Consider the following 22,522-nt stretch of genomic DNA (forward strand, 5'->3'; position numbering starts at 1 on the left):
TGCCTTGACGATTATGGCCAATATAAGTACCGATGTTGATCCGGTTGCACTGAATAAGGCAGCAACACGGCAGTATAACCACCGCCCAGGCTCTGGGATTGTGGTTATCGCGATTATGCTTTCGCTGCTATCCCTGCTGCCATTGGGGTTTGTTATCGGTATTGCCATCGATACTGGCTGGTCAACCGTCAAAGCACTGGTTTTTCGCCCTCGCGTGGGTGAACTCCTGATCAACACCGCGCTACTGGTGGTTTTTACCTTACCCCTTTGCACCATTATTGGTGTCGCACTGGCGTGGCTGACCGAACGCACCGCCCTACCCGGCAGGCGGATTTGGTCACTGCTGGCTATCGCGCCATTAGCAGTACCCGCGTTTGTGCAAAGTTATGCATGGATTAGTCTGGTGCCCGCCATGCACGGGCTTGGCGCAGGAGTCTTTATCTCTGTCATCGCCTATTTCCCCTTTATCTACCTGCCCGCATCAGCGGTATTGCGCCGTCTCGATCCCGGCCTTGAAGACGCCGCCGCATCACTGGGCAGCACCCCCACTGCGGTATTTTTTAAAGTGGTGCTACCACAGCTAAAATTAGCCATTTGGGGTGGTTCGATACTGATTGCGCTACATTTATTGGCCGAATATGGGCTGTATGCCATGATCCGCTTCGATACCTTTACCACCGCCATTTTTGACCAGTTCCAGTCCACCTTTAATGGCCCGGCAGCCAATATGTTGGCCGGCGTGCTGGCACTATGTTGCCTGGGGTTACTGTTAATTGAGGCCACCAGCCGCGGCTATAATCGCTACGCACGAGTCGGTTCAGGTAGCGCAAGAAGCCAAACCGCTTACGCGATGGGTTCGGCTCTTACCCTATTTTGCCTGTTATTGCCGCTGGTGCTCACCGCCCTTTCGCTGGGCGTGCCCTTTATCACTCTCGCCCGCTGGCTCTATATTGGTGGCATCGATGTGTGGTTGAACCCTGAATTGCTCCCTGCCTTGAAACAGACACTGGCATTAGCACTGAGTGGTGCGGTGATTATCACACTATGCGCCATCCCTATGGCATGGTTATCAGTACGTTACCCAGGGCGTTTGCATCGGCTAATGGAGGGCTGTAATTATGTCACCAGCTCCCTGCCCGGTATCGTGGTCGCGCTGGCACTGGTCACCATCACTATCCGCATTGCCCGCCCGCTGTATCAAACCGAATTCACTATTTTGCTGGCCTACTTATTGATGTTTACGCCACGGGCGTTGATCAGTTTGCGGGCTGGGATTGCCCAAGCGCCAGTTGAATTAGAAAACGTGGCGCGTAGCCTGGGCAAAACGCCCACTCAGGCTATTTGGAGCACCACCATGCGCCTTGCAGCACCGGGCGCTGCCGCCGGAGCAGCATTGGTGTTCCTCGCCATCTCCAATGAGTTGACCGCCACGCTATTACTGGCTCCCAATGGTACTCGCACCCTGGCGACGGGTTTCTGGGCATTGACCAGCGAAATCGATTATGTTGCAGCATCACCTTATGCACTGCTGATGGTGGCACTTTCTCTGCCGCTAACCTGGCTGCTTTATTCTCAATCTCAACGTACGGCAGGACTATGAGCACGCTTGAACTTCAGCAAATCGGCAAGTCTTATCAATCGGTTACCGTATTAGATCGAATTGACTTACAGGTTACCTCGGGTAGTCGCACCGCCATTGTCGGCCCTTCTGGCTCAGGCAAAACCACACTACTACGGATCATTGCCGGTTTCGAAACCCCTGATCACGGCAAAGTGATCCTACAAGGGGTGCCGGTATTTGATAGCACAACTCAAGTACCAGCACATAAAAGAGGAATTGGTTTTGTGCCGCAAGATGGTGCGCTGTTCCCACACTTCACCGTGGCGGGCAACATTGGTTATGGGCTAAAAGGTACAAAACAGGAGAAAGCACACCGGATTGATGAGTTGATGGAGATGGTCGCGCTAGACCGCAGATTGTCCCAACTTTGGCCCCATGAGATCTCTGGAGGGCAACAACAGCGGGTGGCTCTCGCCAGAGCACTCGCACAACGCCCGGTGCTGATGCTGCTGGATGAGCCATTTTCTGCGCTGGATACCGCATTGCGCGCCTCAACCCGCAAAGCGGTCGCCGAACTACTGGCACAGGCAAATATTGCCTCTATTTTAGTGACCCATGATCAAACTGAAGCGCTGTCGTTTGCAGATCAGGTCGCGGTCATGCGCGCCGGTAAACTGGCCCATGTTGGCCCGCCACAAGAGCTTTACCTGCGGCCTATTGATGAACCAACAGCGACCTTCCTGGGTGAAACACTGATCCTTTCTGCCAATATCGACAGCGGATGGGCCGATTGTGCATTAGGTCGGGTCAAGGTTGACGATGCGAAACGCCATGGACTGACGCGGATTATGTTGCGCCCCGAACAAATTACCATGACTCCATTGCCCGTCGCTCATCACTACCCGACTCACTGCCTGGCGAAAATTATTAATATTGATTTTGCCGGTTTTATCTCGACAATTACGTTATATATCGTCGGTAGCGAAGAGAGTGTCGAGATCAAAACCATCAGTCGGGAAGGTATTAGCATAGGCTTAATGGTTGACCTGACGATTATTGGTCAGGCCCATGTCTTTAGTCATTAAAAGCACTGATTAAGACACTAACTCACCTGCTGGCGGCAGATGTTCAGCCAGCAGGTCGCAGTTGATGCCGCAATTGCCGATATTCCAGCAAGGTCAACACAATCACCACCGCATCCAAAATGGTTATCAGAATTAACAGTGGCGAGTGGGTAAAGGTATAGCGATAGAGTTGATAAACAATAAATAAGCTAAAAATCCCCATGGCCATGGGGTAATAACCCAATTTTTTGCGCCATAATCCAATAATGATCCATAGCTTAATCACACCATGGGCCACCAGATAAAAAGCGGCGAAATGTAAGCTGCTGATGGAGAGACTTTGCACAGCATCCAGCAAATAGTTAGCCACGACATCCCCGCGCTCTTCGATAAACTCAACTTGCGTAATGTGATGCAGCAAATTCAGTAAAAACTGCGGCGTGATAAAATACGTTAAAATGCCGGCTATGATCTCCAATACCGCCAGTATCGCTTTTAGCAGCAGACTGATTTCAAAAACAGCATGGATATTCTTTTCCCCGAAGAGATTATTACGCTCAAATCGGTTTCTCATATTCAACATCGCGCTGATTCCCTGCGTGGTAATACAATGAAGAGTCGTGATAGAGAATAGCAGTTTACGTGGGACGGGTTAAAGCACCGGAAAGTCAGCGATTAAATCAAACACAGCGGGGAGAGTAACAGATGCCCCCTGCAACGTCAGGGGGCATCTGCACTAAAGAGAGTTACTGCGCATCTTTACCGTAATTGGGTGAACGTGGCCCATACAGAATACCGTTAGGCGTTCCAGCAGTCAGCATACGTGTACTGGTAACACCGGCAATATCATGACTACGATCAGTGAGGGTATTGCTGATCTGCGTTACCGCAGCTTGAACCAACATGCCGATGACACCACCAGAGGAGTTATCGCCTTCATTGCTGGATGCAGTCGCACTGCCGCTCCACAACAATTTGCCGCTTCTCAAATCAACCAATTTGGCATTCGCCGTGACGCGAGTATCACTGGTGATGATCTGATAAGAGGTACCGTATTGCACTACGGTGATGTACAGCACCGCATCTGCACCAAAGATTTTATGAAGTTTGGCTGGGCTGGCAGCACTGATGTCGCCCGCATTTGTCATACCATTTTGCTTAAATGTCTCTTCCACTACAGCCACTGGCAGCACGTAATAGCCCGCTTCAGATAACGGGTAAGTGACCTGAGACAACATACCATGGCTGGCAGCCACTTCTGGCGATTGGTTCTGTGGCAGCAGCACCAAAATGCTTTTTGGTTTGCTTTGCTTAAATGCAGAGTAGTCCTGCTGTACTGGCTTGGCACAGCCAGTCAACAACAGTGCCATCATGACTGCGCATATTGCGAAAATAGCTCTCATTTAAATGCCCCTTTATCCTTGCTCATCAAGAAATCCATAAACGGAGCAGACTCAGGGAATGCCGTTTTCTCGGTATTGAATTCAGCCATCGCTAAATCCGTATGCCCGGTATTGCCGTACAACATGCCCAAATGAGCATGTAAGCCCGGAGGAACTGGCATGTTTTTCGCACGTGACTTTTCGATATTCTCTTTTAAAGCAGCAATTTGCTGTTCAGGACTGGCATCAGATTTATAGTAATCATAAATCGTCGTTTGGTAGTTATCCCAGTTGTAAATAGGTTTCGGTGCCGTGGCACAACCCGCCAATACAGCGGCAGCCAGCAGCAGAGAGAGCTTTTTCATTAATTTCATGTTGCGGTATCCATACTCGTGATGAAGAATTATTTCGCTATTAACACTTATTTCGCCGGTTGCCATGCACCCGATTCAATACCAGCAACCAGATTGTTGACAGCTTCACGGATAGCCAAGTCCAGCACCTTGCCATTTAAGGTTGAGTCGTAACTTGCCGTCCCACCAAAACCGATCACTTCGCGGTTGGAGAGTTCATACTCGCCAGCACCCTGTGAAGAGAAGACCACTTCAGAGGTCTTTACATTGACGATATTCAGATTGACTTTGGCATAGGCAATCTGAGATTTGCCCCGGCCCAAAATGCCAAATAGCTGACGATCGCCTGTCTCTTTGCGGCCAAACTCGGTTACATCGCCGGTCACGACATAGGTCGCACCCTTCAATTGCTGGTTTTGCCCTGAAATGGCCGCTTCTGTTTTCAGCTCTTCCATATTGGTGCGCTCTAATACGTTAAAGCGGCCAGTTTGTTGTAAGTGCGTCACCAGAATGGTTTTTGACTGGTTCCCCAAACGATCGACACCATCGGAGAATATCCCGCTCATATAGCTTGAACGGTTGTCGAATTTACCCACAGAAATAGGGCTGCGGGGGCCGTTATATTGCGTGCCGTAAGAGGCAACTTTCGCCACTTCTAACGAACGGGAGGACTCAGAGGCGCATCCACTTAATAAGAACGCGGTTATTAACGTGGAAGCTAAAAATATTTTTTTCATCATAAAAGCAATATTCTCAATAAAAGATTGAACGCCATAACTGGAAGAAATAAATAGTAATAATTTAACTTAAGATAAATTATTAGACCTTAAATAGCATAGAGAGATAATAATAACAAAGAGTTATTACTGATAAATGCACACATATTTATCATTGATTTAAAAAGGATTTAAGCGGGTGGATAATAGCAGATGTAAAATATATTTTGAAATATTAAACCCAATCTATGTAGCTAAATTTTACTTAATGTTTAAAAAACGCATTTTATTTAAAGCGAAATTAGTTTATCACTTATTATTATCGTTGATTGTGTAGTAACCAATTGTATGAAAATAGTTATAATGGATGTTTTTTTTTCGTTACTGCGCCGCCTGAAAAACAAGATAATTAGCGGGTAGAATAATAAATTTCGGCTAACGCTGATAAATTGCCATCATTTGGATCAATACATTAAATAAGTAACCCAGACTGGCTGATGTCAGTACAATGCCAGTACTTTGAGTACCACGTTTCCCCACAGGAGTAACACCGTGTTCCACTATCCAGTCAGTTATACCCTCGATGAAGCCAGCGGCGAATACCACATTCAGTATCGCGACTTCCCTGAATTGGCCTCAGTGACTTACTCCCTGGAAGATATTGAGTTGGAAGCACAGGATGGCATTAAGAATGGTATCGCCGCAGAGATGGAAGAGCGTCGTCCAGTCCCTGCTCCGTCGGCGCTGCAAGCTGGTGATATATCCGTTCACGTGCCAATTTTGGTGCGCCTGAAAGCTGAATTGCACAATGCCATGCTCACCACCCATACCCGTAAAGCCGATATGGCTCGCAAGCTCGGTTTGAATGCGGCACAGATGGATCGCCTGTTGGATGTCTATTACGCCTCTAAAGTTGAAGCACTGGAGCAAGCCCTGTATCTACTGGGCTTTGAGGCAGATGTCGCGGTCAGAAAGATCAGTTGATGGCCTTAACACGCCGTTAGGCGGCTTAAAATTCAGTCAACAAAGTAACAAATTGTTATCTATAGATAATTAAAAAAAACGTTAATAGCTTCACACTTCAATACATTGGCTAACAATACTTGCCACTTATGTGTGGAATTGTGATCTAATGCATAAAATTACAGTATTGTAAGTCTCTCCTTGTTGCGATTACATTAGCGCGATCCTATTCATCCATTTGATACTCAGCACAGCAATTGGGATCGTTACTGGCGAGGTAGCTCCAAGGGGAGTTGTTCAGTGAAATATTTCTTTATGGGTATCTCAATCATGTTGGTGGTTTGGATTGGTACTTTCATGATGATGGTCGAGTAATATTGACTCGAACCATTCACCATCTGACATCGTATAAAGGGCGCATTTGCGCCCTTTATCATTCTTATGTTTAGCGACTCATCTGCCCGGCATCATTCTGCGCAATGTATCATCACCGCGAATATAGTGATGATAGAGTGCCGCCAGAACGTGAACCCCAATCACAAAATAGCCCAAATTGGCGATTAGCTCGTGGGTCTGCTTAAGGTAGGATCGCGCTTCATCATTTGGTGTCACCCACTGCGGCACCTGCCAGCCCAGTAAAAACCAGGTTTTCCCGCCGTAAGCTTGCGCCAGTACGCCCAGTATCGGCAAAGATAAGAACATCAGATACAGCCCCCAATGCAAAATATGAGCACCTAACAGCTGCCAATCCGGTAATTTCGGGGTGATAGCGGGTGTCACATTTCGATGGCGCAACCAAAGGCGCATCAGCATCAATAGCCAGACAGAAATACCAAAATTGAAATGCAGATTTTTCACTAATGTTCGATCTTCATCAGGCACGCTGTCACTGAGCAACATGGCCGCATAGGTCAAAATCAGCATCAATAGGGTTAGCCAATGCAGGGTTATTTGGGGTAACGAATAGCGATCTCTCATAGCTGCCCACTCCAATATGTCACAAAAATTTGCTTCATCAATGATGAGTATGGTGTATCACAGCTGAAGAGAACATTAAGGAGCTATTGGTATTATTTTGCAAAAGAGCACTGTTATTCTGACCGATCACCTTAAGCAATCAGCCAGAATCGTGATTACATGGCTAAAACAGCGCGTTACGCCGTTTCATCTGGTGTAGGTTTACTTGGTTTTAGCAAACCATCAGCGCGGAACATACTTTTAATGCCGCGCACCGCCTGACGGATCCGGTCTTGGTTCTCAATTAGCGCAAAACGAACATGGGTATCACCGTAATCGCCAAATCCAATCCCCGGCGAGACACAAACTTTCGCTTGTGAGAGCAGACGTTTAGCAAACTCGAGCGACCCTAAATGCGCGTAAGGCTCTGGAATTTTAGCCCAAACATACATCGAGGCTTTCGGGTTTTCGACCATCCAGCCCGCTTCATGCAGCCCGCGCACCAAGGCGTTACGACGTTGGCGATATTGCTCGGCGATATCTCGCACGCACTGCTGATCCCCCTCCAGCGCCGCAATGGCCGCAACCTGTAGTGGGGTAAAAGTGCCGTAATCGTGATAGCTCTTAATGCGCGCCAGCGCATTGACCAGTTCAGGATTGCCGACCATAAAACCAATGCGCCAACCGGCCATATTGTAACTTTTGGATAAGGTGAAAAACTCAACCGCAATCTCTTTCGCACCAGGAACCTGCATGATTGACGGCGCTTTCCAGCCATCATAGACAATGTCGGCATAGGCCAGGTCATGCACCACCAGCACGTCATATTGCTTCGCCAGCGCCACGACTCGCTCGAAAAAGTCCAGTTCGACACACTGTGCCGTCGGGTTAGAGGGGAAGCCGAGGATCATCATTTTCGGTTTAGGAATGGTTTCGCGGATCGCGCGCTCCAGCTCACCGAAGAAATCAATGCCCTCAGTCAGTGGCACCGAACGCACTTGTGCGCCAGCAATGACCGCACCATAAATATGAATCGGGTAGCTCGGGTTTGGTACTAGCACGGTATCACCGTGATCCAGTGTTGCCAGCATCAAATGCGCCAGCCCCTCTTTCGAGCCAATAGTGACAATCGCTTCGCTTTCCGGGTCAATCTCCACCTGGTAGCGATCGGCATACCAGCGGGAAATGGCCCTGCGCAGGCGTGGGATCCCACGGGAGGTTGAATAGCCGTGGGTGTCTTCACGTTGCGCGACACTGCACATTTTCTCAACGATATGTGGCGGTGTCGGGCCGTCCGGATTACCCATACTGAAATCAATAATGTCTTCACCACGACGGCGCGCCGCCATTTTTAGCTCAGAGGTGATATTGAAAACATAAGGGGGAAGACGTTCAATTCGGGTAAAACGACGTTTGGAAGGGGATTCAGCCATAATTTCCTCGGGATACGTGAGCGCCCGGACCATCCGAGCGACGCAGACCAGCAAATGGTCTATTTATGAACATATCCCAGTGCCGTATTGGTGTCGAGTGGCTGCTCATAAATATCTCACTCATCGGAGAAGTGACTACGGCTGAAATTCGTGGTTAAGCATCCCCAAAACCCAATCATCACACCACTGCCCACCCAACTGATAGTTATCACGCAAAGTGCCCTCCAACTGAAAACCACAGCGCTCTAGCAGCCCCCGAGAAGCATGATTTCCCACCGTGACAGTCGCTTTCATTTTATGGAACAAGCACTGCTGGAAGCCAAACGCCAATACCGCCATCAGTGACTCTTTGGCAAAACCTTTGCCCTGATAAGAGGGCAACATGGCATAGCCCACCTCAGCTTGCTGTAACGACAACCATTCAGCTAAAAATCCCGTCAACCCCACGGGTTGCCCGCTTCTCTTTTCGCGGATAACCAGGCATAGCCAATGGCTGGCGCTCTTTTCCCACGGCAGCAACCGCGACTCAAACCGCGCACGAATTTCAGCTAAATCCATCGGATCAGAGATATAACGCTGGATCTCTGGGTCTTGATATAAACGTAAAAACAGCGGCCAATCCTGCTCGTTAAGACTATCGAGCAGCAGCCGTGGTGTTTTTAGTGAAATAGGGGAACGACTGAACATTTGAATCACAGGTGCCATTTTTCTCTCAAATTATGATGTTAGCCAGAAAAAGAGGATCGAAAATTAAAGGGGAAATTTCGTCATAACCTCATCCCTTTATTCTTCTCCATTTTACTTGAATAATGTTTACTCCAAGATAACAAAAAACAAACAAATGGTCAGCACCACCCGACCCGTGCCACCGCCTCAACCCTACCGCTATCGGAGAATCAGCATTATGGCTTCATTACAAATAGACGATATTCCCGCAGCAATCAAAGCGGTGAAACAACAATTACGTCAGGCGCTACCTGATTACCAGCAGGTATTTCAAGCCGTTGAAGAGAACATTCGCCAGCAAGTTACCGAAATTCGCCGCACTCTGGCGCAGGGTGAAAACCCCGTCCCACGTATTCATGCTGATGATATTATCAATGGCAAAGTGACTGATGAACAAAAAGCGCAAATAAAGCAACGGGGATGCTGTGCCATTCTTGGTGTTTTCCCGACAGAAAAAGCCGCCGCCTGGAACCGTGAAATCGGTAACTATCTGGATCGTAATAACTTTGTCGAGCGCCTGAAAAATGCCGCCGAAGATAATTACTTTGGCGCCCTGGCTGCCAGCAAGCCACAAATTTACGGTATTTATTGGTCAACACCGCAAGTTGAAGCCCGTCAGGATCAGCGCATGAATGCGGTACAGATATTCTTGAATAATCTGTGGCAAACCGAGAGCAACGGCAAGCAGCATTTTGATGCTAACCGCGTCGTGACCTATGCTGACCGCACTCGTCGCCGCCCGCCAAAATCCTCCTCTCTGGGCCTGTCACCCCATGTGGATGGCGGCTCCATTGAGCGCTGGCTGGATGAAAACTTCCGCCATGTCTATCGTCACGTATTCTCTGGTGAATGGCAGAAGTATGATCCATTCGCGGCAGAAGGTCGCCCAGAAGTGCGCGAGTTCCCGTCACCGGCAGTATGCTCGATGTTCCGCACCTTCCAGGGCTGGACCGCGCTGACACCTCAACGTACTCATGCCGGAACATTAAACGTTATCCCAATCGCCAATGCCATGGCCTATATCTTGTTGCGGGCTATTCAGGATGATGTTGCCGACGATGACCTCTGTGGTGCCGCGCCAGGTCGTGCACTGTCAGCTTCCGAACAGTGGCATCCTCTTTTAATCGAAGCGATTTCCCCTATTCCTGACTTGGAAGCGGGCGACACCGTATTTTGGCATTGCGATGTGATTCACTCAGTAGAAAACGAGCATAATGGTGAGTTTGACAGCAATGTGATGTACATCGCCGCCGCCCCATGGTGCGAAAAAAACGCCGCCTACTTGCCGCGCCAGTTAGCCAGCTTTATTGATGGTCGCTCGCCACCAGACTTCGCCGCCGATGATTTCGAAGTTGATTTTTCCGGCAGAGCGACTGCCGAAAACCTGACCCCGATAGGCAAGCAGCAACTGGGGATGACTGAATAATTTTATCCCGCCACTCTCCCTGCCGGAGCCTGGCCTCCGGCAGCCCCTCGATAGCACGGATAAAGTAGCAGTCAGCTGCCCTTTTCCTTATAGTTAGCCGCTTATTCGCCTCAAGATCTGACTATCTTCGACCTAAGATCCCAGCTCGTAGCCAAGAGAAAATAGCGTGCACCAGATATTTGAAATGCTACTGGCGGTGTTTGATCGCGCCGCACTAATGCTAATTTGCCTGTTCTTCCTGACCCGCACCCGCCTGTTCCGTCAGTTACTGCAAAAAGAGAAGCACACCCCGCTGGAGCTGGCTGCCGTGACGGCAATTTTCTCGCTATTCGCGATTTTCGGTACTTATTCCGGTATTAACGTCGAAGGTTCATTGGTCAATGTCCGTGTTATTGCCGTCATGTCTGGCGGAATTCTCTTTGGCCCATGGGTCGGGATCATGACCGGATTGATCGCCGGATCTCACCGCTACTTGATTGATATTGATGGTATTACCTCGGTTCCCTGCCTGATTACCAGTATTATTGCTGGCCTGATGTCGGGCTACATCAACCTGAAAGTGAAGAAAGAGCGGCAATGGAGTGTCGGTATTTTAGCGGGCATGATTTGCGAATCACTGACCATGCTATTGGTGGTCATCTGGGCCAAACCGACGGCATTAGGCATCGATATTGTCTCTAAAATTGCTATTCCGATGATTTTAGGCGCGGTGTGTATCGGGCTGATTGTGCTGCTGGTGCAGAGTGTCGAGGATGAAAAAGAGGTGATTGCGGCACGGCAGGCCAAACTCGCCCTGGATATCGCCAATAAAACCTTGCCCTATTTCCGCAATATTAATGGCGAATCCTTACGTAGCGTATGCGAAATTATTCGCAACGATATCAAAGCAGATGCGGTCGCTATCACCGATACCCAGAATATTTTGGCTTATGTGGGAGTCGGGGTTGAAACCTACGATATCGGCCATGAGATTATCAGTGATATCACCAAAGAGAGTATTCAGCGCGGTAAAATTACCATCCGCAATAACGATGAAGTTCACCGCACACCGCAAATTCACTCGCTGATTATTATCCCGTTATGGGAAAAAGGTGAAGTCACGGGTTCGCTGAAAATCTATTATTGCCATGCCCATAAAATCACCTATTCGCTGAAAGTCATGGCGGTGGGTTTGTCGCAGATTATCTCAACCCAAATTGAGGTTTCCCGCATCGAGCAACTGCGTGAAATGGCGAATAAAGCGGAAATGCGCGCACTGCAAAGCAAAATTAACCCGCACTTTTTATTTAATGCTTTGAATGCGATTTCGTCGTCAATCCGCATTAATCCAGACACCGCCCGTCAATTGATCATCAATTTATCTCGCTACTTGCGCTATAACCTTGAGCTAAATGATGAACAAATTGATATCCGCAAAGAACTCCATCAAATTCAGGACTATATCGCCATTGAGCAGGCCCGGTTCGGCAGCAAATTGACGGTTATTTATGATATTGACGACGATATTGCGCTGAAAATCCCTAGCCTGCTGATCCAACCTTTGGTGGAAAATGCCATTGTGCACGGCATTCAGCCCTATCGTGGCAAAGGCGTGGTGGTCATTGCGGTCAAAGAGCAGGGCGATCAAATTAAAATTTCAGTGAAAGATACCGGTAATGGTATTAATCCAGAAACCATTGAGCGCGTCGCCAATAATGAAATGCCGGGCAATAAAATCGGTTTACTGAATGTGCATCATCGGGTGAAATTACTCTATGGCGAGGGTTTACAGATCCGCCGCATGGAACCGGGCACCGAAATCTCTTTTTATATCAGCAAAAATGGCGGCAAAATCCATGCAGAACCCAGCATTTCAGCCGGAGTTTAACCCGTGAAAGCAATCATTGTTGAAGATGAGTTTCTGGCTCAGGAAGAGTTGAGCTACCTGATTCACCAGCACAGCCACATCACCATTGAGGCCACTTTTGAAGATGGGTTAGATGTGCTTAAATACCTGCAAAATCATCAGGTTGATGCTATTTTTCTCGATATTAATATTCCGTCGTTAGATGGCGTATTGCTGGCTCAAAACATCAGCAAATTTACCCATAAACCCTATATTATCTTTATCACCGCCTATAAAGAACATGCGGTTGAAGCATTTGAGATTGAAGCATTCGACTATATTTTGAAGCCGTACCATGAGTCACGTATCGTCACCATGCTGCAAAAGCTGGAAGCACTGCATCAGCGTGATGGTCAAAATAGAGAGCAAACCAGCAGCCCCACTCCCCGTGCAGCGGCACATACCATCAATCTGATGAAAGACGAACGCATCATCGTCACTGACATCAATGATATCTACTATGCGACGGCGCAGGAGAAGGTCACGCTGGTCTACACCCGCCGCGAAGAATTCATCATGCCGATGAATATCACTGAGTTTTGTAGCCGCTTGCCGGAGGAGTATTTCTTCCGTTGCCACCGCTCTTATTGCGTCAATTTAGCCAAAATCCGTGAAATCGTCCCTTGGTTTAACAACACTTACATCCTGCGGCTCAGTGAGCTGGACTTTGAAGTCCCGGTCAGCCGCAGCAAGATAAAAGAGTTTAGGCAACTGATGCGCCTTTAAGTGCATTTCACTCCACGTGGAATGCAGCTCATTCCCCTTTCGATCTATAGCTATTAGCCCGCCCGTATACTGGCTTCATTCGGCGGGCTGATAACACCTCAACACAAGATTTCTGGTGCTCCATCAGCGCGTAACTTTTAGGCTTCCGACGCTATTTATCTCCATCAATAGCCATATTCGGGCCACATTGCATTGATGTTTAAGGAGTCCGGCATGAGCAGTAAACCGGTAAATCGTTGGCTAATCGTTGTAGGTACTATCATTGTTCAGATGGGTCTGGGCACAATCTATACATGGAGCTTATTTAATCAGCCCCTGGGGGAGAAGTTCAGTTGGTCATTGGGGGCGGTTGCAACCACCTTCTCTATCACCAGCTTCTCTCTGGCTATTGCGACACTCTTTGCAGGTCGCCTGCAAGAACGTATTGGTATCCGCAAGCTGACGCTGATTTCCGGCATCATTCTCGGTTTGGGATTGATTGCCAGCTCCTTTGCCACCTCACTGGGGATGATCTATCTGCTGGCGGGGATTGTGGTTGGTTTTGCCGATGGCACCGCCTACATCACCACGTTGTCGAATCTGATTAAGTGGTTCCCGGAACGCAAGGGGCTGATTTCAGGTATCTCCGTCGGGGCATTTGGCACCGGTAGCCTGCTATTCAAATATGTGAATGCCAGCTTAATTGCTAATCAGGGCGTGTCGTTGGCGTTCTTCTACTGGGGTATTATTGTGATGCTATTGGTCGGGGCGGGTTCTTTCCTGCTGCGGGAAAAAGTGGTCACACCACCAATTGCCAACAGCCAACCAACAGCTAACGCGGGGCGCGACTTTAGCGTTGGTGAGATGCTGGCGGTCAAAGAGTCCTACTTCCTGTTTATCATCTTCTTCACCGCCTGTATGAGTGGCCTATATCTGATTGGTATCGTGAAAGACTTAGGTGTACAGCTGGCAGGGATGGATTTAGCTACGGCGGCAAATACCGTTTCAGCTATCGCCATCTTTAACACCGCCGGACGAATTATTTTGGGGGCGCTATCCGATAAAGTGGGCCGCCTGCGGGTGATTAGTTTCACCTTGCTGGTCACCACCCTGGCGGTATCCGTGTTGACCTTTGTGCCGCTGACTCACGCCCTGTTCTTCCTGTGCGTTGGGGCCATTGCTTTCTGTTTCGGCGGCAATATCACCGTGTTCCCCGCCATCGTCGGCGACTTCTTTGGCCTGAAAAACCACAGCAAAAACTACGGGGTCATCTATCAGGGCTTTGGATTGGGCGCATTGGCAGGTTCATTTATTGCCGCGCGGCTGGGGGGATATCACGCCACCTTTATCGTCATCGCGGTGCTGTCAGTGCTCTCCTTGCTGCTGACTCTCATTATCAAGCCACCAAAAGGTGCCGCCACCGAGGCAGAAAGCACTATTTCCGCCCCTGCCGGCACCACCGCCAGTAGCCATGCTTGATAGGTGAGACTATTTAGCCATAAAAAAGCAGAGCCTTAGCTCTGCTTGAGGTTATTGACAAAGTGCCAGCGGCGGAGAGGGCAGGTAGATCGTAAAGACGCCGTAAATCCATCCATGGAGGCTCGAACCGCGCCCTCCCTGGCGCGGACGCTTTACTCTTCTATCTGCCCTCACCTCTTGAGATCGAGTCGTCGAGATTTGTTATCAGTCTGAAGCAGATCCAAAGCTTTGCTTGCTTCAACGGGTAACACGAAAGCTAACACCCCTGCGGCTTCAAGGACGAAGGGTATGACCTAGCGTCTGGCGCAGATAAGCCCCCGCGCCCAATAATCCCGGCTGTTGATGGGTAATCATATAAACCGGAATGTCATGCAGGAAATCTTTGAAGCGGCCTTTATCTTCAAAAGCACCACGGAAACCGGAGGCTTTAAAGAACTCCATAAAGCGCGGCACGATACCGCCCGCGATATATACGCCGCCAAAGGTGCTGAGATTCAACGCCAAATTGCCGCCAAAACGCCCCATGATGACGCAGAACAGCGACAATGCGCGGCGACAGTCAGTGCAGCTATCAGCCAGCGCCCGCTCTGTGACATCTTTCGGTGCCAGATTCTCTGGCAGGCGGGCATCAGAGATAACGATCGCCCGATAGAGATTAACCAACCCCGGCCCAGAGAGTACCCTCTCGGCAGAGACATGGCCCAGTTCCTGACGCAATACCGCCAGGATCCGGTCCTCTTCTTCGCTATTTGGCGCAAAATCGACATGCCCGCCCTCACCCGGCAGAGTTATCCAGCGGCGATCCACATTAACTAAATGCGCCACCCCCAACCCAGTACCCGCACCATACACTGCTATCGGTTTGCCCGGCTGGGGCGCAGTGCCGCCAAATTGCAGCACATCTTGCGCGGACAGCACCGGGATCGCCATCGATACCGCAGTGAAATCATTAATCACTTCTAAATGATTCAGCCCCAAACTCTGCTTCATGGCGGCAATGGAAAATGCCCAAGTATGATTGGTCATTGCGACCCAATCGTCGGTAATTGGGCAAGCAATGGCGATACAGGCATCTGTTATTGTCACTGTATGCTCTGACAAATATTGCCGAATCACATCTTCCAAACTGTCGTATTCCAGCCCTGAATATGTTTTTGCTTGTGATATTTCGCCCGTCGCCACAGCGCAAAGCGCCAAACGGGCATTAGTGCCGCCAACGTCACCCACCAGGGCATAGCTCGTCATCAGAAACTTCTCCGTTACAGGGATGCTTAACTTCTACTTTCACCACTGTAAAATTAGGTTGGAGAAACAACAATCTCAATGCGGTAAACCCTTTCGCTTTGCGATGACGATCACATAAAAACGTTTCAGCAACGGCAAAATACCGCTGCTGAAAGTGAAAAATGGCGATTAACTCTCAGATGATCCTCGACCTTTTTCTGGTGCTGGGACCAACATCGCAGGCTGACGGACACGGATAATTCGCATCCGCAAGCCGTCATAGGCCCAGTTATAAACAATGGTGTAAGGCAGGAAGAACAGGAAGAAACCGATCTCCAGCATAAGTGCCTGTAGCAGCGAAACGCCCAATACATAAGCCGCAATCGGCAAACCAACCAGGATAAAACCGGCTTCAAAGCCCAAGGCATGGAGTACTCGCACACCCAGAGTTTTGGCTACCCGGCTAACGGGCCAGAAATAATCGAACAGGCTGTTATAAATAATATTCCACAGCATCGCCACGGAAGAGAGAATAATAGTCAAGGTTCCCATTTGCAGGATTGAACGATCCAGCAACCATGCCCCAATTGGTGCACAAATCGCAACGGCGATCACTTCAAAACCGATAGCATGGATAAACCGCTCAGAAAGAGATTTGTGATGAACTTGCATAAAACACCTATTTAATTAACCGACAATTGATTGTCTGGGGTGATTATCATCGCTTTTTAAGATAGATTGAAAATAGAACCCATCGATAAAATAGATACTTTATGCACTATTCTCCCGAAGCTTTGATTGCCTTTGTTGAAGCCGCCGCACTCGGCTCGTTTTCGGCGGCCGCCCGTAAGCTACGCAAAAGTCAGTCGACGATCAGCACCGCCATCGCCAATCTGGAGGCAGATCTGGGGTTGTCGCTATTTGATAGACAGGCACGCCAGCCAGTGTTAACCGATCATGGCCGCCGAGTGTTGTCCCACGTGCAAGAGATTCTGGCCGCCAGCGAACGGCTGGATTCGCTGTCAATTCGTCTGGCCGGTCAGGTTGAAACCCGACTGACCTTTGTACTGTCCGACACCTATCAGCCGACACATCATGAAAATCTGCTGCGCCGATTTGAGCAGCGCTACCCTGATATCGAATTTGAGTGCCTGATCGCCGAAGATGCCGACGTCATTGACCTATTACAGCTCAGGCGCGCGCACATTGGTGTGGTAGAGGTTCAAAGCAGCTATCCGCCGGACGTTGCAGCCCGCCGCTTATCCGCTCAAACTGAAATGGCAATATTTGTGCAAGCTGACCACCCGCTGGCAAAGCTGCCTCAAGTTCACCGCGAGCAGTTGGCCACCACCCGCCAACTCTGTCTCAACACCTACAATCGCACCGAACGCAATCAGCCACAGGGATTAATCTGGTCGGCACCCAGTTATTTAATGTTGTTGGAAATGGCCGAGCAGGGCTTCGGTTGGGCGATTTTGCCTCGCTGGCTGGTTGATCAATACAGCCGCAGAAAACTGGTGCCGTTATCGACTATTGGCTGGCCAAAAATGATCTCTATTGATGCAGTTTGGTCGAAAAAAAGCCCGCCAGGTCCGGCAGGCTATTGGTTGTTGGAGCAGTTAACCGGTGATATCAAATAGCCCCATTCCGAGCTTCAAGCGCTTTGATTAGCTAACACCGTCATCATTTACTGCCCTCCCTATTCTGGGACGAACCACTGCTGATCAACTCTGTGATCCTGCCAACTTCATCAACCAGTGAAAACGCATACACTAAAGTGTCATTTACTCTCTTCAATAAGGGGCATCATGGTCTATCAAGCAGCGTCCTCCCGCTATCAGGAGATGAAATATCATCATTGTGGTCGTAGTGGGCTAATGCTTCCCGCCATCTCTCTGGGCCTGTGGCATAACTTTGGTGACAGCACGCTGTATGAAAATAGCCGTAATCTCATTCACCGCGCTTTTGATAGGGGCATCACTCATTTCGATTTAGCCAATAACTATGGCCCTCCTCCCGGCTCTGCTGAGCTGAACTTTGGTCGGATCCTACAGCAGGATCTGCGCCCTTATCGTGATGAGCTAATTATCTCCTCCAAAGCGGGTTACACCATGTGGCCCGGCCCTTACGGTGACTGGGGTTCGAAGAAATATCTGGTAGCCAGCATCAATCAAAGCTTGCAACGTATGGGGCTGGATTATGTTGATATCTTCTATCATCACCGTCCCGACCCTAATACCCCATTGGAAGAGACCATGGCCGCCTTGGATCTGCTGGTGCGCCAGGGGAAAGCACTCTATATCGGTTTGTCCAACTATCCTGCTGAGCAAGCGCGTCAGGCATTTGAAATTCTGGCGAAGCTGGGTACACCTTGTCTGATCCATCAACCTAAATATTCCCTGTTTGAACGCTGGATTGAAGCCGACCTGCAAGATGCGCTGGATGAATACGGCGTGGGGTCGATAGCCTTCTCCCCACTGGCTGGAGGATTATTGACGGATCGCTATTTAGCGGGTATACCGCAGGACTCTCGTGCCGCCAGCAACAGTAAATTCCTTAATCCTGAACAACTTACGGCAGAAAAACTGACTAAAGTTCGTCGACTCAATGAGCTGGCGCTTGCTCGTGGGCAGAAATTGTCGCAGATGTCTTTAGCTTGGGTATTACGCGATGGGCGGGTGACATCAGCACTGATTGGTGCCAGCAAAATCAGCCAGATTGATGACGCCGTGGGGATGTTGGCGAATAGTGAATTCAGCGCTGAAGAGATAAGCATAATCGAAGCCATTTTGGTGTAAACGCTCTCCCTTTAAAACATCGGCAGGGGTACTCAACGGCCCCTGATCCATTCGCCCCTATCACTCCCACAGATAAATCCTAAATCTATATTTTACAGTTTTATCCGAATCCCAGCAGCGGGTGAACCGTTTAAGATACGAACATACAAATAAGGTCTGGTAAGGATCAATCATGCTAAAGGTGACCGAGTTTAAGTCGACGATGTTGAAACTGAGTGTCGTAAGACCAAGAAGAGTAAAACCCCTGCTGCTGCTAACAATATTAGCCTGGCTACCGCTCATTCCGATGGCCAATGCTGAGAGCATTGAGTTATTGCCCAGTGTTACTTTGAACATTGGCGAGCAAGATCGTAGCGGGAATTATTGGGATGGTTATGACTGGCGTGACCGCCAATGGTGGCAAGATCATCAAGGGCGGGATTTAGGTGAACGTAACCGCCATGGGCATTACTGGGATGGACATCGCTGGCAAGATAGAGATTGGTGGAAGAAGAATTATTATTACCGTGAAGGCCGCTACTGGAAATACGATAAGCACTATGACAAACACGGTAAAAAGGATTATCAAGGTAAAAACCACCCTCGAGGTAAAGGTCACGGCCACGATCATCACGATGATGATTAACTAAAGAGGCGCAGGCAGGTTATTTAACTCCGCCCGCCTCAATAGGTTAAATTAAGCTAATCAGCAGATAAGCATTTAGCCCAATCACGAATAAGACGACTAATTTACCCAGAATTTGAGTGAATTTTGTATCAACCAAATCCCCCATCAACTCTTTATTACCGGTGAAAACCAGCAATGGCACCAGCGCCAGCGCAATACCAAAACTCAGTAATACCTGACTCATCACTAATATTTGTGTTGCATCTATTCCTACCAGAATCACAATAAAGGAGGGCAACATGGTCACCGAGCGGCGCAGCCACATTGGAATATAGAACCGGACAAAACCCTGCATAACCACTTGCCCCGCCATCGTACCGACGACAGTGGATGAAAGCCCCGCCGCGATTAAGCTCAAACCAAAAACAGTGGCGGCGGCATTACCCAGCAGGGGCTGTAGGGTCAAATAGGCCTCTTCTATCTCAGCGACGTCCTGATAACCGCTGAAATGAAAAGCCGCGGCGGCAGTTGCCATCATCGCCAGATTGACGAAACCGGCAATGGTCATCGCAATCGCCACATCAAATCGGGTCGAAGCATAACGCTGAGCTTTGGACTCGCTCCCTTCCGCCTGAGTTAATGCTGAATGCAGATAAATAACATGCGGCATGATAGTCGCCCCCAGCACACCGGCAGCTAAGAATACCGCGTTACCATTGGGTAAATTTGGGATGAGCATCCCACGACCAAGTGCCGCAATATTGGGTTGAGAGAAAATCAGCTCGACGATATAGGCGGCCGCAACAAACAATAACAAGCCGCCGACCACCAACTCGATAGGCTTTTGCCCCCTATTTTGCAGCATAAGAATAAGGAAAGTGGCAATCCCGGTTAACACTGCCCCCTCCAGTAGCGTAACCCCCAGCAGTAATTTGAAGCCGATGGCGGCCCCGATAAACTCAGCCAGATCGGTCGCCATCACAATAATCTCGGCTTGCACCCAGTATGCCCAAACCACGGGTCGTGGGAAGCGGTCGCGGATATGCTCCGCCAGATTCTTGCCCGTCGCAATACCGAGTTTGGCAGAGAGCAGCTGAACTAACATCGCCATCACGTTGGCCCACACCACCACCCATAGCAAGGTATAACCGAACGAGGCACCGGCCTGAATATTAGTCGCGAAATTACCGGGATCAATATAAGCAATGGCGGCGATAAAAGCAGGCCCCATCAGGGAAAGTTTAACTCTCCTTGATGTACGGCGGGATGTATCGACAGCACGGCTATTTAGCATTCAGTATTACCCTTGGAAAATGAGGTCTTCTTTACTTACTATTCATAATATCTAAATGATAATAATTATCAAGCGCATTTAGATCAGTAAAAATTATCTCTTTAATAGACGATCCCAATTAATCTGCCATCTCATTATCATTGGCTTTTGATTGCTAGAAAGTAGAGCTAAATGTGACATTACTATTTTCAAGGCAGGCGCTACAATTATTCAAGCTAGCATAGCTAACCTACTGCCACAGCAAATGATTAACAGCGTTTTTTTTGTGACCAACCCCACTAATTTGTTTGCATTTATGAAAACGAATTTCTATATTTGCTGCCTACATCTCGTTTTTAATGTAGCCGTTACATAAAATGTCCACCAAAATCTAGCCTGCCTCAAATTTGGAGCACACATGTCCCATATTCTGCAGTTTGCGTTGGCCTTAGTCGTGGTGGCCATATTAGCTTTGGCGATCTGTAAAGATCGTAAAAGTATTCGCATTCGGTTTGTTATTCAATTGCTAGTTATTGAAGTGTTGTTGGCGTACTTCTTCCTTCATTCGGAAGCTGGATTAGGTTTTGTGAAAGGATTCGCCGGTCTATTCGACAAATTACTTGGATTCGCCGCGACCGGTACTGATTTTGTCTTTGGCAATATGGGTGATAAAGGTCTCGCATTCTTCTTCCTGAGAGTGTTATGCCCTATCGTCTTTATCTCTGCTCTAATTGGTATTTTGCAATACATCAAAGTGCTGCCGGTCGTTATTCGGATTATCGGGACTTTATTATCCAAAGTTAATGGCATGGGCAAGTTGGAATCATTCAACGCCGTCAGTTCATTGATTCTGGGCCAGTCTGAAAACTTCATCGCTTATAAAGACATTTTGGGCAAAATGTCTGAAAAACGCATGTACACCATGGCGGCGACTGCAATGTCGACAGTCTCTATGTCGATTGTCGGTGCTTATATGTCAATGCTGGACGCGAAATTCGTGGTCGCAGCACTGGTGCTTAACATGTTCAGTACCTTTATCGTGTTGTCGTTGATCAACCCGTATAAAGCGGAAGATGAAGAGGAGTTACAACTCAGCAACTTGCATGAAGGCCAAAGTTTCTTTGAAATGCTGGGTGAATATATCCTGGCCGGTTTCAAAGTAGCCATTATCGTTGCTGCTATGCTGATTGGTTTCATCGCATTAATTGCCGCAATGAATGCCTTATTCAGCTTGCTGTTCGGGATTAGCTTCCAGGGGATCCTGGGCTATGTGTTCTTCCCGTTTGCCTGGGTCATGGGCGTACCGACTCATGAAGCTTTGCAAGTCGGTGGTATCATGGCAACTAAACTGGTTTCTAACGAATTCGTGGCAATGATGGATTTGCAGAAAGTCGCATCAGAACTCTCACCACGTAGCGTGGGTATTTTGTCGGTATTCCTGGTTTCATTCGCTAACTTCTCTTCTATCGGTATCGTAGCCGGTGCGATTAAGGGTCTGAATGAACATCAAGGCAACGTGGTTTCTCGCTTCGGTCTGAAACTGCTATACGGCTCTACACTGGTCAGTGTGCTGTCCGCCTCTATCGCCGGCCTGGTGCTCTAAGCTTCAGAAAAAACTCTCTAAAAAGGCGCTACGGCGCCTTTGAGGTTATTGACAAAGCCGCCTGAGCAGAGAGAACAGGCAGATCGTAAAGACGCCGTAAAATCATCCCTGATGGCTCGAGCCGCGCCCTCCCTGGCGCGGACGCTTTACTCTTCTGCCTATCCTCGCCGTTATCGATCGAGTCATCGGGGTTTGTCAGCAGTCTGAAAGGCGCTACGGCGTCTTTTTTTATGTCTGTGATTCAGGGCTGACGAATTTGTTTGAGTGATGATTTATTTTGAAACTGGCAGACTGGAGAATGCACTGGGTGTTGGGTGTTGGGTGTTGGGTGTTGGGTGTTGGGTGTTGGGTGTTGGGTGTTGGGTGT

At 48.8% G+C, this 22,522-nt stretch carries 22 protein-coding genes; 12 read left to right on the forward strand and 10 right to left on the reverse strand.

From position 1 onward, the window contains the following. The first annotated feature begins 13 nt into the window (after nucleotides 1–13). A complete protein-coding gene (locus AACW11_RS11930; RefSeq protein WP_212586776.1) occupies nucleotides 14–1,600 on the forward strand; it encodes an ABC transporter permease in 1,587 nt (528 codons plus the stop codon). Further along, on the forward strand, nucleotides 1,597–2,646 hold the full coding sequence (locus tag AACW11_RS11935; protein ID WP_212586758.1) for an ABC transporter ATP-binding protein: 1,050 nt from the start codon (nucleotides 1,597–1,599) through the stop codon (nucleotides 2,644–2,646). Before AACW11_RS11930 ends, AACW11_RS11935 begins: the two co-directional genes overlap by 4 nt. A gap of 43 nt (nucleotides 2,647–2,689) precedes the next feature. Here the strand turns inward: AACW11_RS11935 and AACW11_RS11940 are convergent, their stop codons facing one another. From AACW11_RS11940 to AACW11_RS11955, 4 genes are all read right to left on the reverse strand, one after another. Continuing rightward, entirely contained in the window at nucleotides 2,690–3,208 is a 519-nt protein-coding gene (locus tag AACW11_RS11940; protein WP_212586759.1) for a DUF2127 domain-containing protein, read from the reverse strand. A 163-nt stretch (nucleotides 3,209–3,371) separates the two neighbouring features. Beyond that, on the reverse strand, nucleotides 3,372–4,028 hold the full coding sequence (locus AACW11_RS11945) for a DUF799 domain-containing protein (RefSeq protein ID WP_212586760.1): 657 nt from the start codon (nucleotides 4,026–4,028) through the stop codon (nucleotides 3,372–3,374). Further along, nucleotides 4,025–4,381, reverse strand: coding sequence for a DUF4810 domain-containing protein (locus AACW11_RS11950; RefSeq protein WP_212586761.1), 357 nt, complete (start codon nucleotides 4,379–4,381; stop codon nucleotides 4,025–4,027). Before AACW11_RS11950 ends, AACW11_RS11945 begins: the two co-directional genes overlap by 4 nt. 47 nt (nucleotides 4,382–4,428) lie before the next feature. Continuing rightward, the gene (locus tag AACW11_RS11955) at nucleotides 4,429–5,100 is read right to left on the reverse strand and encodes a CsgG/HfaB family protein (protein ID WP_005275442.1); all 672 of its coding nucleotides are present in this window, start codon (nucleotides 5,098–5,100) and stop codon (nucleotides 4,429–4,431) included. A gap of 528 nt (nucleotides 5,101–5,628) precedes the next feature. Here AACW11_RS11955 and AACW11_RS11960 point away from each other — a divergent pair. After that, complete coding sequence (locus AACW11_RS11960) at nucleotides 5,629–6,060, forward strand: hypothetical protein (RefSeq protein WP_212586762.1); 432 nt, start codon at nucleotides 5,629–5,631, stop codon at nucleotides 6,058–6,060. 279 nt (nucleotides 6,061–6,339) lie between these two features. Next, nucleotides 6,340–6,414 (forward strand): membrane protein YpdK, encoded by a 75-nt coding sequence (gene ypdK, locus AACW11_RS11965; RefSeq protein ID WP_099460453.1) that lies wholly within the window; start codon nucleotides 6,340–6,342, stop codon nucleotides 6,412–6,414. Nucleotides 6,415–6,492: 78 nt separating this feature from the next. Here the strand turns inward: ypdK and AACW11_RS11970 are convergent, their stop codons facing one another. The 3 genes from AACW11_RS11970 to AACW11_RS11980 form a co-directional block, all read right to left on the reverse strand. Beyond that, nucleotides 6,493–7,017, reverse strand: coding sequence for a cytochrome b (locus AACW11_RS11970; protein ID WP_212586763.1), 525 nt, complete (start codon nucleotides 7,015–7,017; stop codon nucleotides 6,493–6,495). 176 nt (nucleotides 7,018–7,193) lie between these two features. Continuing rightward, nucleotides 7,194–8,429 carry an alanine transaminase gene (gene alaC / locus AACW11_RS11975; RefSeq protein ID WP_212586764.1) on the reverse strand — a complete coding sequence of 412 codons (1,236 nt, stop codon included), beginning with the start codon at nucleotides 8,427–8,429 and terminating at the stop codon, nucleotides 7,194–7,196. Between the two features lie 135 nt (nucleotides 8,430–8,564). Further along, the gene (locus AACW11_RS11980) at nucleotides 8,565–9,074 is read right to left on the reverse strand and encodes a GNAT family N-acetyltransferase (RefSeq protein ID WP_212586777.1); all 510 of its coding nucleotides are present in this window, start codon (nucleotides 9,072–9,074) and stop codon (nucleotides 8,565–8,567) included. A 259-nt stretch (nucleotides 9,075–9,333) separates the two neighbouring features. On the opposite strand from AACW11_RS11980, the gene AACW11_RS11985 reads away from it, so the two are divergent. The 4 genes from AACW11_RS11985 to AACW11_RS12000 all read left to right on the forward strand — a co-directional run bounded on the left by AACW11_RS11985 (nucleotide 9,334) and on the right by AACW11_RS12000 (nucleotide 14,650). Next, nucleotides 9,334–10,581, forward strand: coding sequence for a DUF1479 domain-containing protein (locus AACW11_RS11985; protein ID WP_212586765.1), 1,248 nt, complete (start codon nucleotides 9,334–9,336; stop codon nucleotides 10,579–10,581). Between the two features lie 166 nt (nucleotides 10,582–10,747). Further along, on the forward strand, nucleotides 10,748–12,448 hold the full coding sequence (locus AACW11_RS11990) for a LytS/YhcK type 5TM receptor domain-containing protein (RefSeq protein WP_212586766.1): 1,701 nt from the start codon (nucleotides 10,748–10,750) through the stop codon (nucleotides 12,446–12,448). 3 nt (nucleotides 12,449–12,451) lie between these two features. Next, the gene (locus AACW11_RS11995) at nucleotides 12,452–13,192 is read left to right on the forward strand and encodes a LytR/AlgR family response regulator transcription factor (protein WP_212586767.1); all 741 of its coding nucleotides are present in this window, start codon (nucleotides 12,452–12,454) and stop codon (nucleotides 13,190–13,192) included. A 213-nt stretch (nucleotides 13,193–13,405) separates the two neighbouring features. Continuing rightward, complete coding sequence (locus tag AACW11_RS12000) at nucleotides 13,406–14,650, forward strand: L-lactate MFS transporter (protein WP_212586768.1); 1,245 nt, start codon at nucleotides 13,406–13,408, stop codon at nucleotides 14,648–14,650. A gap of 273 nt (nucleotides 14,651–14,923) precedes the next feature. On the opposite strand, the gene glk is transcribed toward AACW11_RS12000, so the two are convergent. Together glk and AACW11_RS12015 are read right to left on the reverse strand one after the other, a co-directional pair. Beyond that, on the reverse strand, nucleotides 14,924–15,895 hold the full coding sequence (glk, locus tag AACW11_RS12010; RefSeq protein WP_212586769.1) for a glucokinase: 972 nt from the start codon (nucleotides 15,893–15,895) through the stop codon (nucleotides 14,924–14,926). A gap of 168 nt (nucleotides 15,896–16,063) precedes the next feature. Beyond that, nucleotides 16,064–16,546: a multidrug/biocide efflux PACE transporter gene (locus AACW11_RS12015; RefSeq protein WP_212586770.1), complete on the reverse strand. Its 483-nt coding sequence runs from the start codon at nucleotides 16,544–16,546 to the stop codon at nucleotides 16,064–16,066. Nucleotides 16,547–16,647: 101 nt separating this feature from the next. Here AACW11_RS12015 and AACW11_RS12020 point away from each other — a divergent pair, with 101 nt between their 5' ends. From AACW11_RS12020 to AACW11_RS12030, 3 genes are all read left to right on the forward strand, one after another. Next, nucleotides 16,648–17,514, forward strand: a complete 867-nt coding sequence (locus AACW11_RS12020) for a LysR family transcriptional regulator (protein ID WP_212586771.1) — start codon at nucleotides 16,648–16,650, stop codon at nucleotides 17,512–17,514. A 168-nt stretch (nucleotides 17,515–17,682) separates the two neighbouring features. Further along, nucleotides 17,683–18,672 (forward strand): aldo/keto reductase, encoded by a 990-nt coding sequence (locus AACW11_RS12025; protein WP_212586772.1) that lies wholly within the window; start codon nucleotides 17,683–17,685, stop codon nucleotides 18,670–18,672. A 172-nt stretch (nucleotides 18,673–18,844) separates the two neighbouring features. Further along, nucleotides 18,845–19,297 (forward strand): DUF2502 domain-containing protein, encoded by a 453-nt coding sequence (locus AACW11_RS12030; RefSeq protein ID WP_212586773.1) that lies wholly within the window; start codon nucleotides 18,845–18,847, stop codon nucleotides 19,295–19,297. A gap of 46 nt (nucleotides 19,298–19,343) precedes the next feature. Here AACW11_RS12030 and AACW11_RS12035 read toward each other — a convergent pair whose 3' ends face one another. After that, nucleotides 19,344–20,573, reverse strand: coding sequence for an Nramp family divalent metal transporter (locus AACW11_RS12035; RefSeq protein WP_212586774.1), 1,230 nt, complete (start codon nucleotides 20,571–20,573; stop codon nucleotides 19,344–19,346). Nucleotides 20,574–20,970: 397 nt separating this feature from the next. On the opposite strand from AACW11_RS12035, the gene AACW11_RS12040 reads away from it, so the two are divergent. Continuing rightward, nucleotides 20,971–22,155: a NupC/NupG family nucleoside CNT transporter gene (locus tag AACW11_RS12040; protein WP_212586775.1), complete on the forward strand. Its 1,185-nt coding sequence runs from the start codon at nucleotides 20,971–20,973 to the stop codon at nucleotides 22,153–22,155. Nucleotides 22,156–22,522: the final 367 nt, after the last annotated feature.

The organism is Yersinia sp. Marseille-Q3913 (assembly GCF_963892745.1).
Classification (GTDB): Bacteria; Pseudomonadota; Gammaproteobacteria; order Enterobacterales; family Enterobacteriaceae; genus Yersinia; species Yersinia bercovieri.

Bases quoted from the DNA above. Each gene is read 5' to 3' on its own strand.
- AACW11_RS12000 (WP_212586768.1), top strand. From the start codon at position 13,406: ATGAGCAGTAAACCGGTAAATCGTTGGCTAATCGTTGTAGGTACTATC.
- alaC (WP_212586764.1), bottom strand. From the start codon at position 8,429: ATGGCTGAATCCCCTTCCAAACGTCGTTTTACCCGAATTGAACGTCTT.
- AACW11_RS12020 (WP_212586771.1), top strand. From the start codon at position 16,648: ATGCACTATTCTCCCGAAGCTTTGATTGCCTTTGTTGAAGCCGCCGCA.
- AACW11_RS11940 (WP_212586759.1), bottom strand. From the start codon at position 3,208: ATGTTGAATATGAGAAACCGATTTGAGCGTAATAATCTCTTCGGGGAA.
- AACW11_RS11930 (WP_212586776.1), top strand. From the start codon at position 14: ATGGCCAATATAAGTACCGATGTTGATCCGGTTGCACTGAATAAGGCA.
- AACW11_RS11950 (WP_212586761.1), bottom strand. From the start codon at position 4,381: ATGAAATTAATGAAAAAGCTCTCTCTGCTGCTGGCTGCCGCTGTATTG.
- AACW11_RS11945 (WP_212586760.1), bottom strand. From the start codon at position 4,028: ATGAGAGCTATTTTCGCAATATGCGCAGTCATGATGGCACTGTTGTTG.
- AACW11_RS11970 (WP_212586763.1), bottom strand. From the start codon at position 7,017: ATGAGAGATCGCTATTCGTTACCCCAAATAACCCTGCATTGGCTAACC.
- AACW11_RS12030 (WP_212586773.1), top strand. From the start codon at position 18,845: ATGCTAAAGGTGACCGAGTTTAAGTCGACGATGTTGAAACTGAGTGTC.
- AACW11_RS12040 (WP_212586775.1), top strand. From the start codon at position 20,971: ATGTCCCATATTCTGCAGTTTGCGTTGGCCTTAGTCGTGGTGGCCATA.
- glk (WP_212586769.1), bottom strand. From the start codon at position 15,895: ATGACGAGCTATGCCCTGGTGGGTGACGTTGGCGGCACTAATGCCCGT.
- AACW11_RS12035 (WP_212586774.1), bottom strand. From the start codon at position 20,573: ATGCTAAATAGCCGTGCTGTCGATACATCCCGCCGTACATCAAGGAGA.
- AACW11_RS11955 (WP_005275442.1), bottom strand. From the start codon at position 5,100: ATGATGAAAAAAATATTTTTAGCTTCCACGTTAATAACCGCGTTCTTA.
- AACW11_RS12015 (WP_212586770.1), bottom strand. From the start codon at position 16,546: ATGCAAGTTCATCACAAATCTCTTTCTGAGCGGTTTATCCATGCTATC.
- AACW11_RS12025 (WP_212586772.1), top strand. From the start codon at position 17,683: ATGGTCTATCAAGCAGCGTCCTCCCGCTATCAGGAGATGAAATATCAT.
- AACW11_RS11985 (WP_212586765.1), top strand. From the start codon at position 9,334: ATGGCTTCATTACAAATAGACGATATTCCCGCAGCAATCAAAGCGGTG.
- AACW11_RS11935 (WP_212586758.1), top strand. From the start codon at position 1,597: ATGAGCACGCTTGAACTTCAGCAAATCGGCAAGTCTTATCAATCGGTT.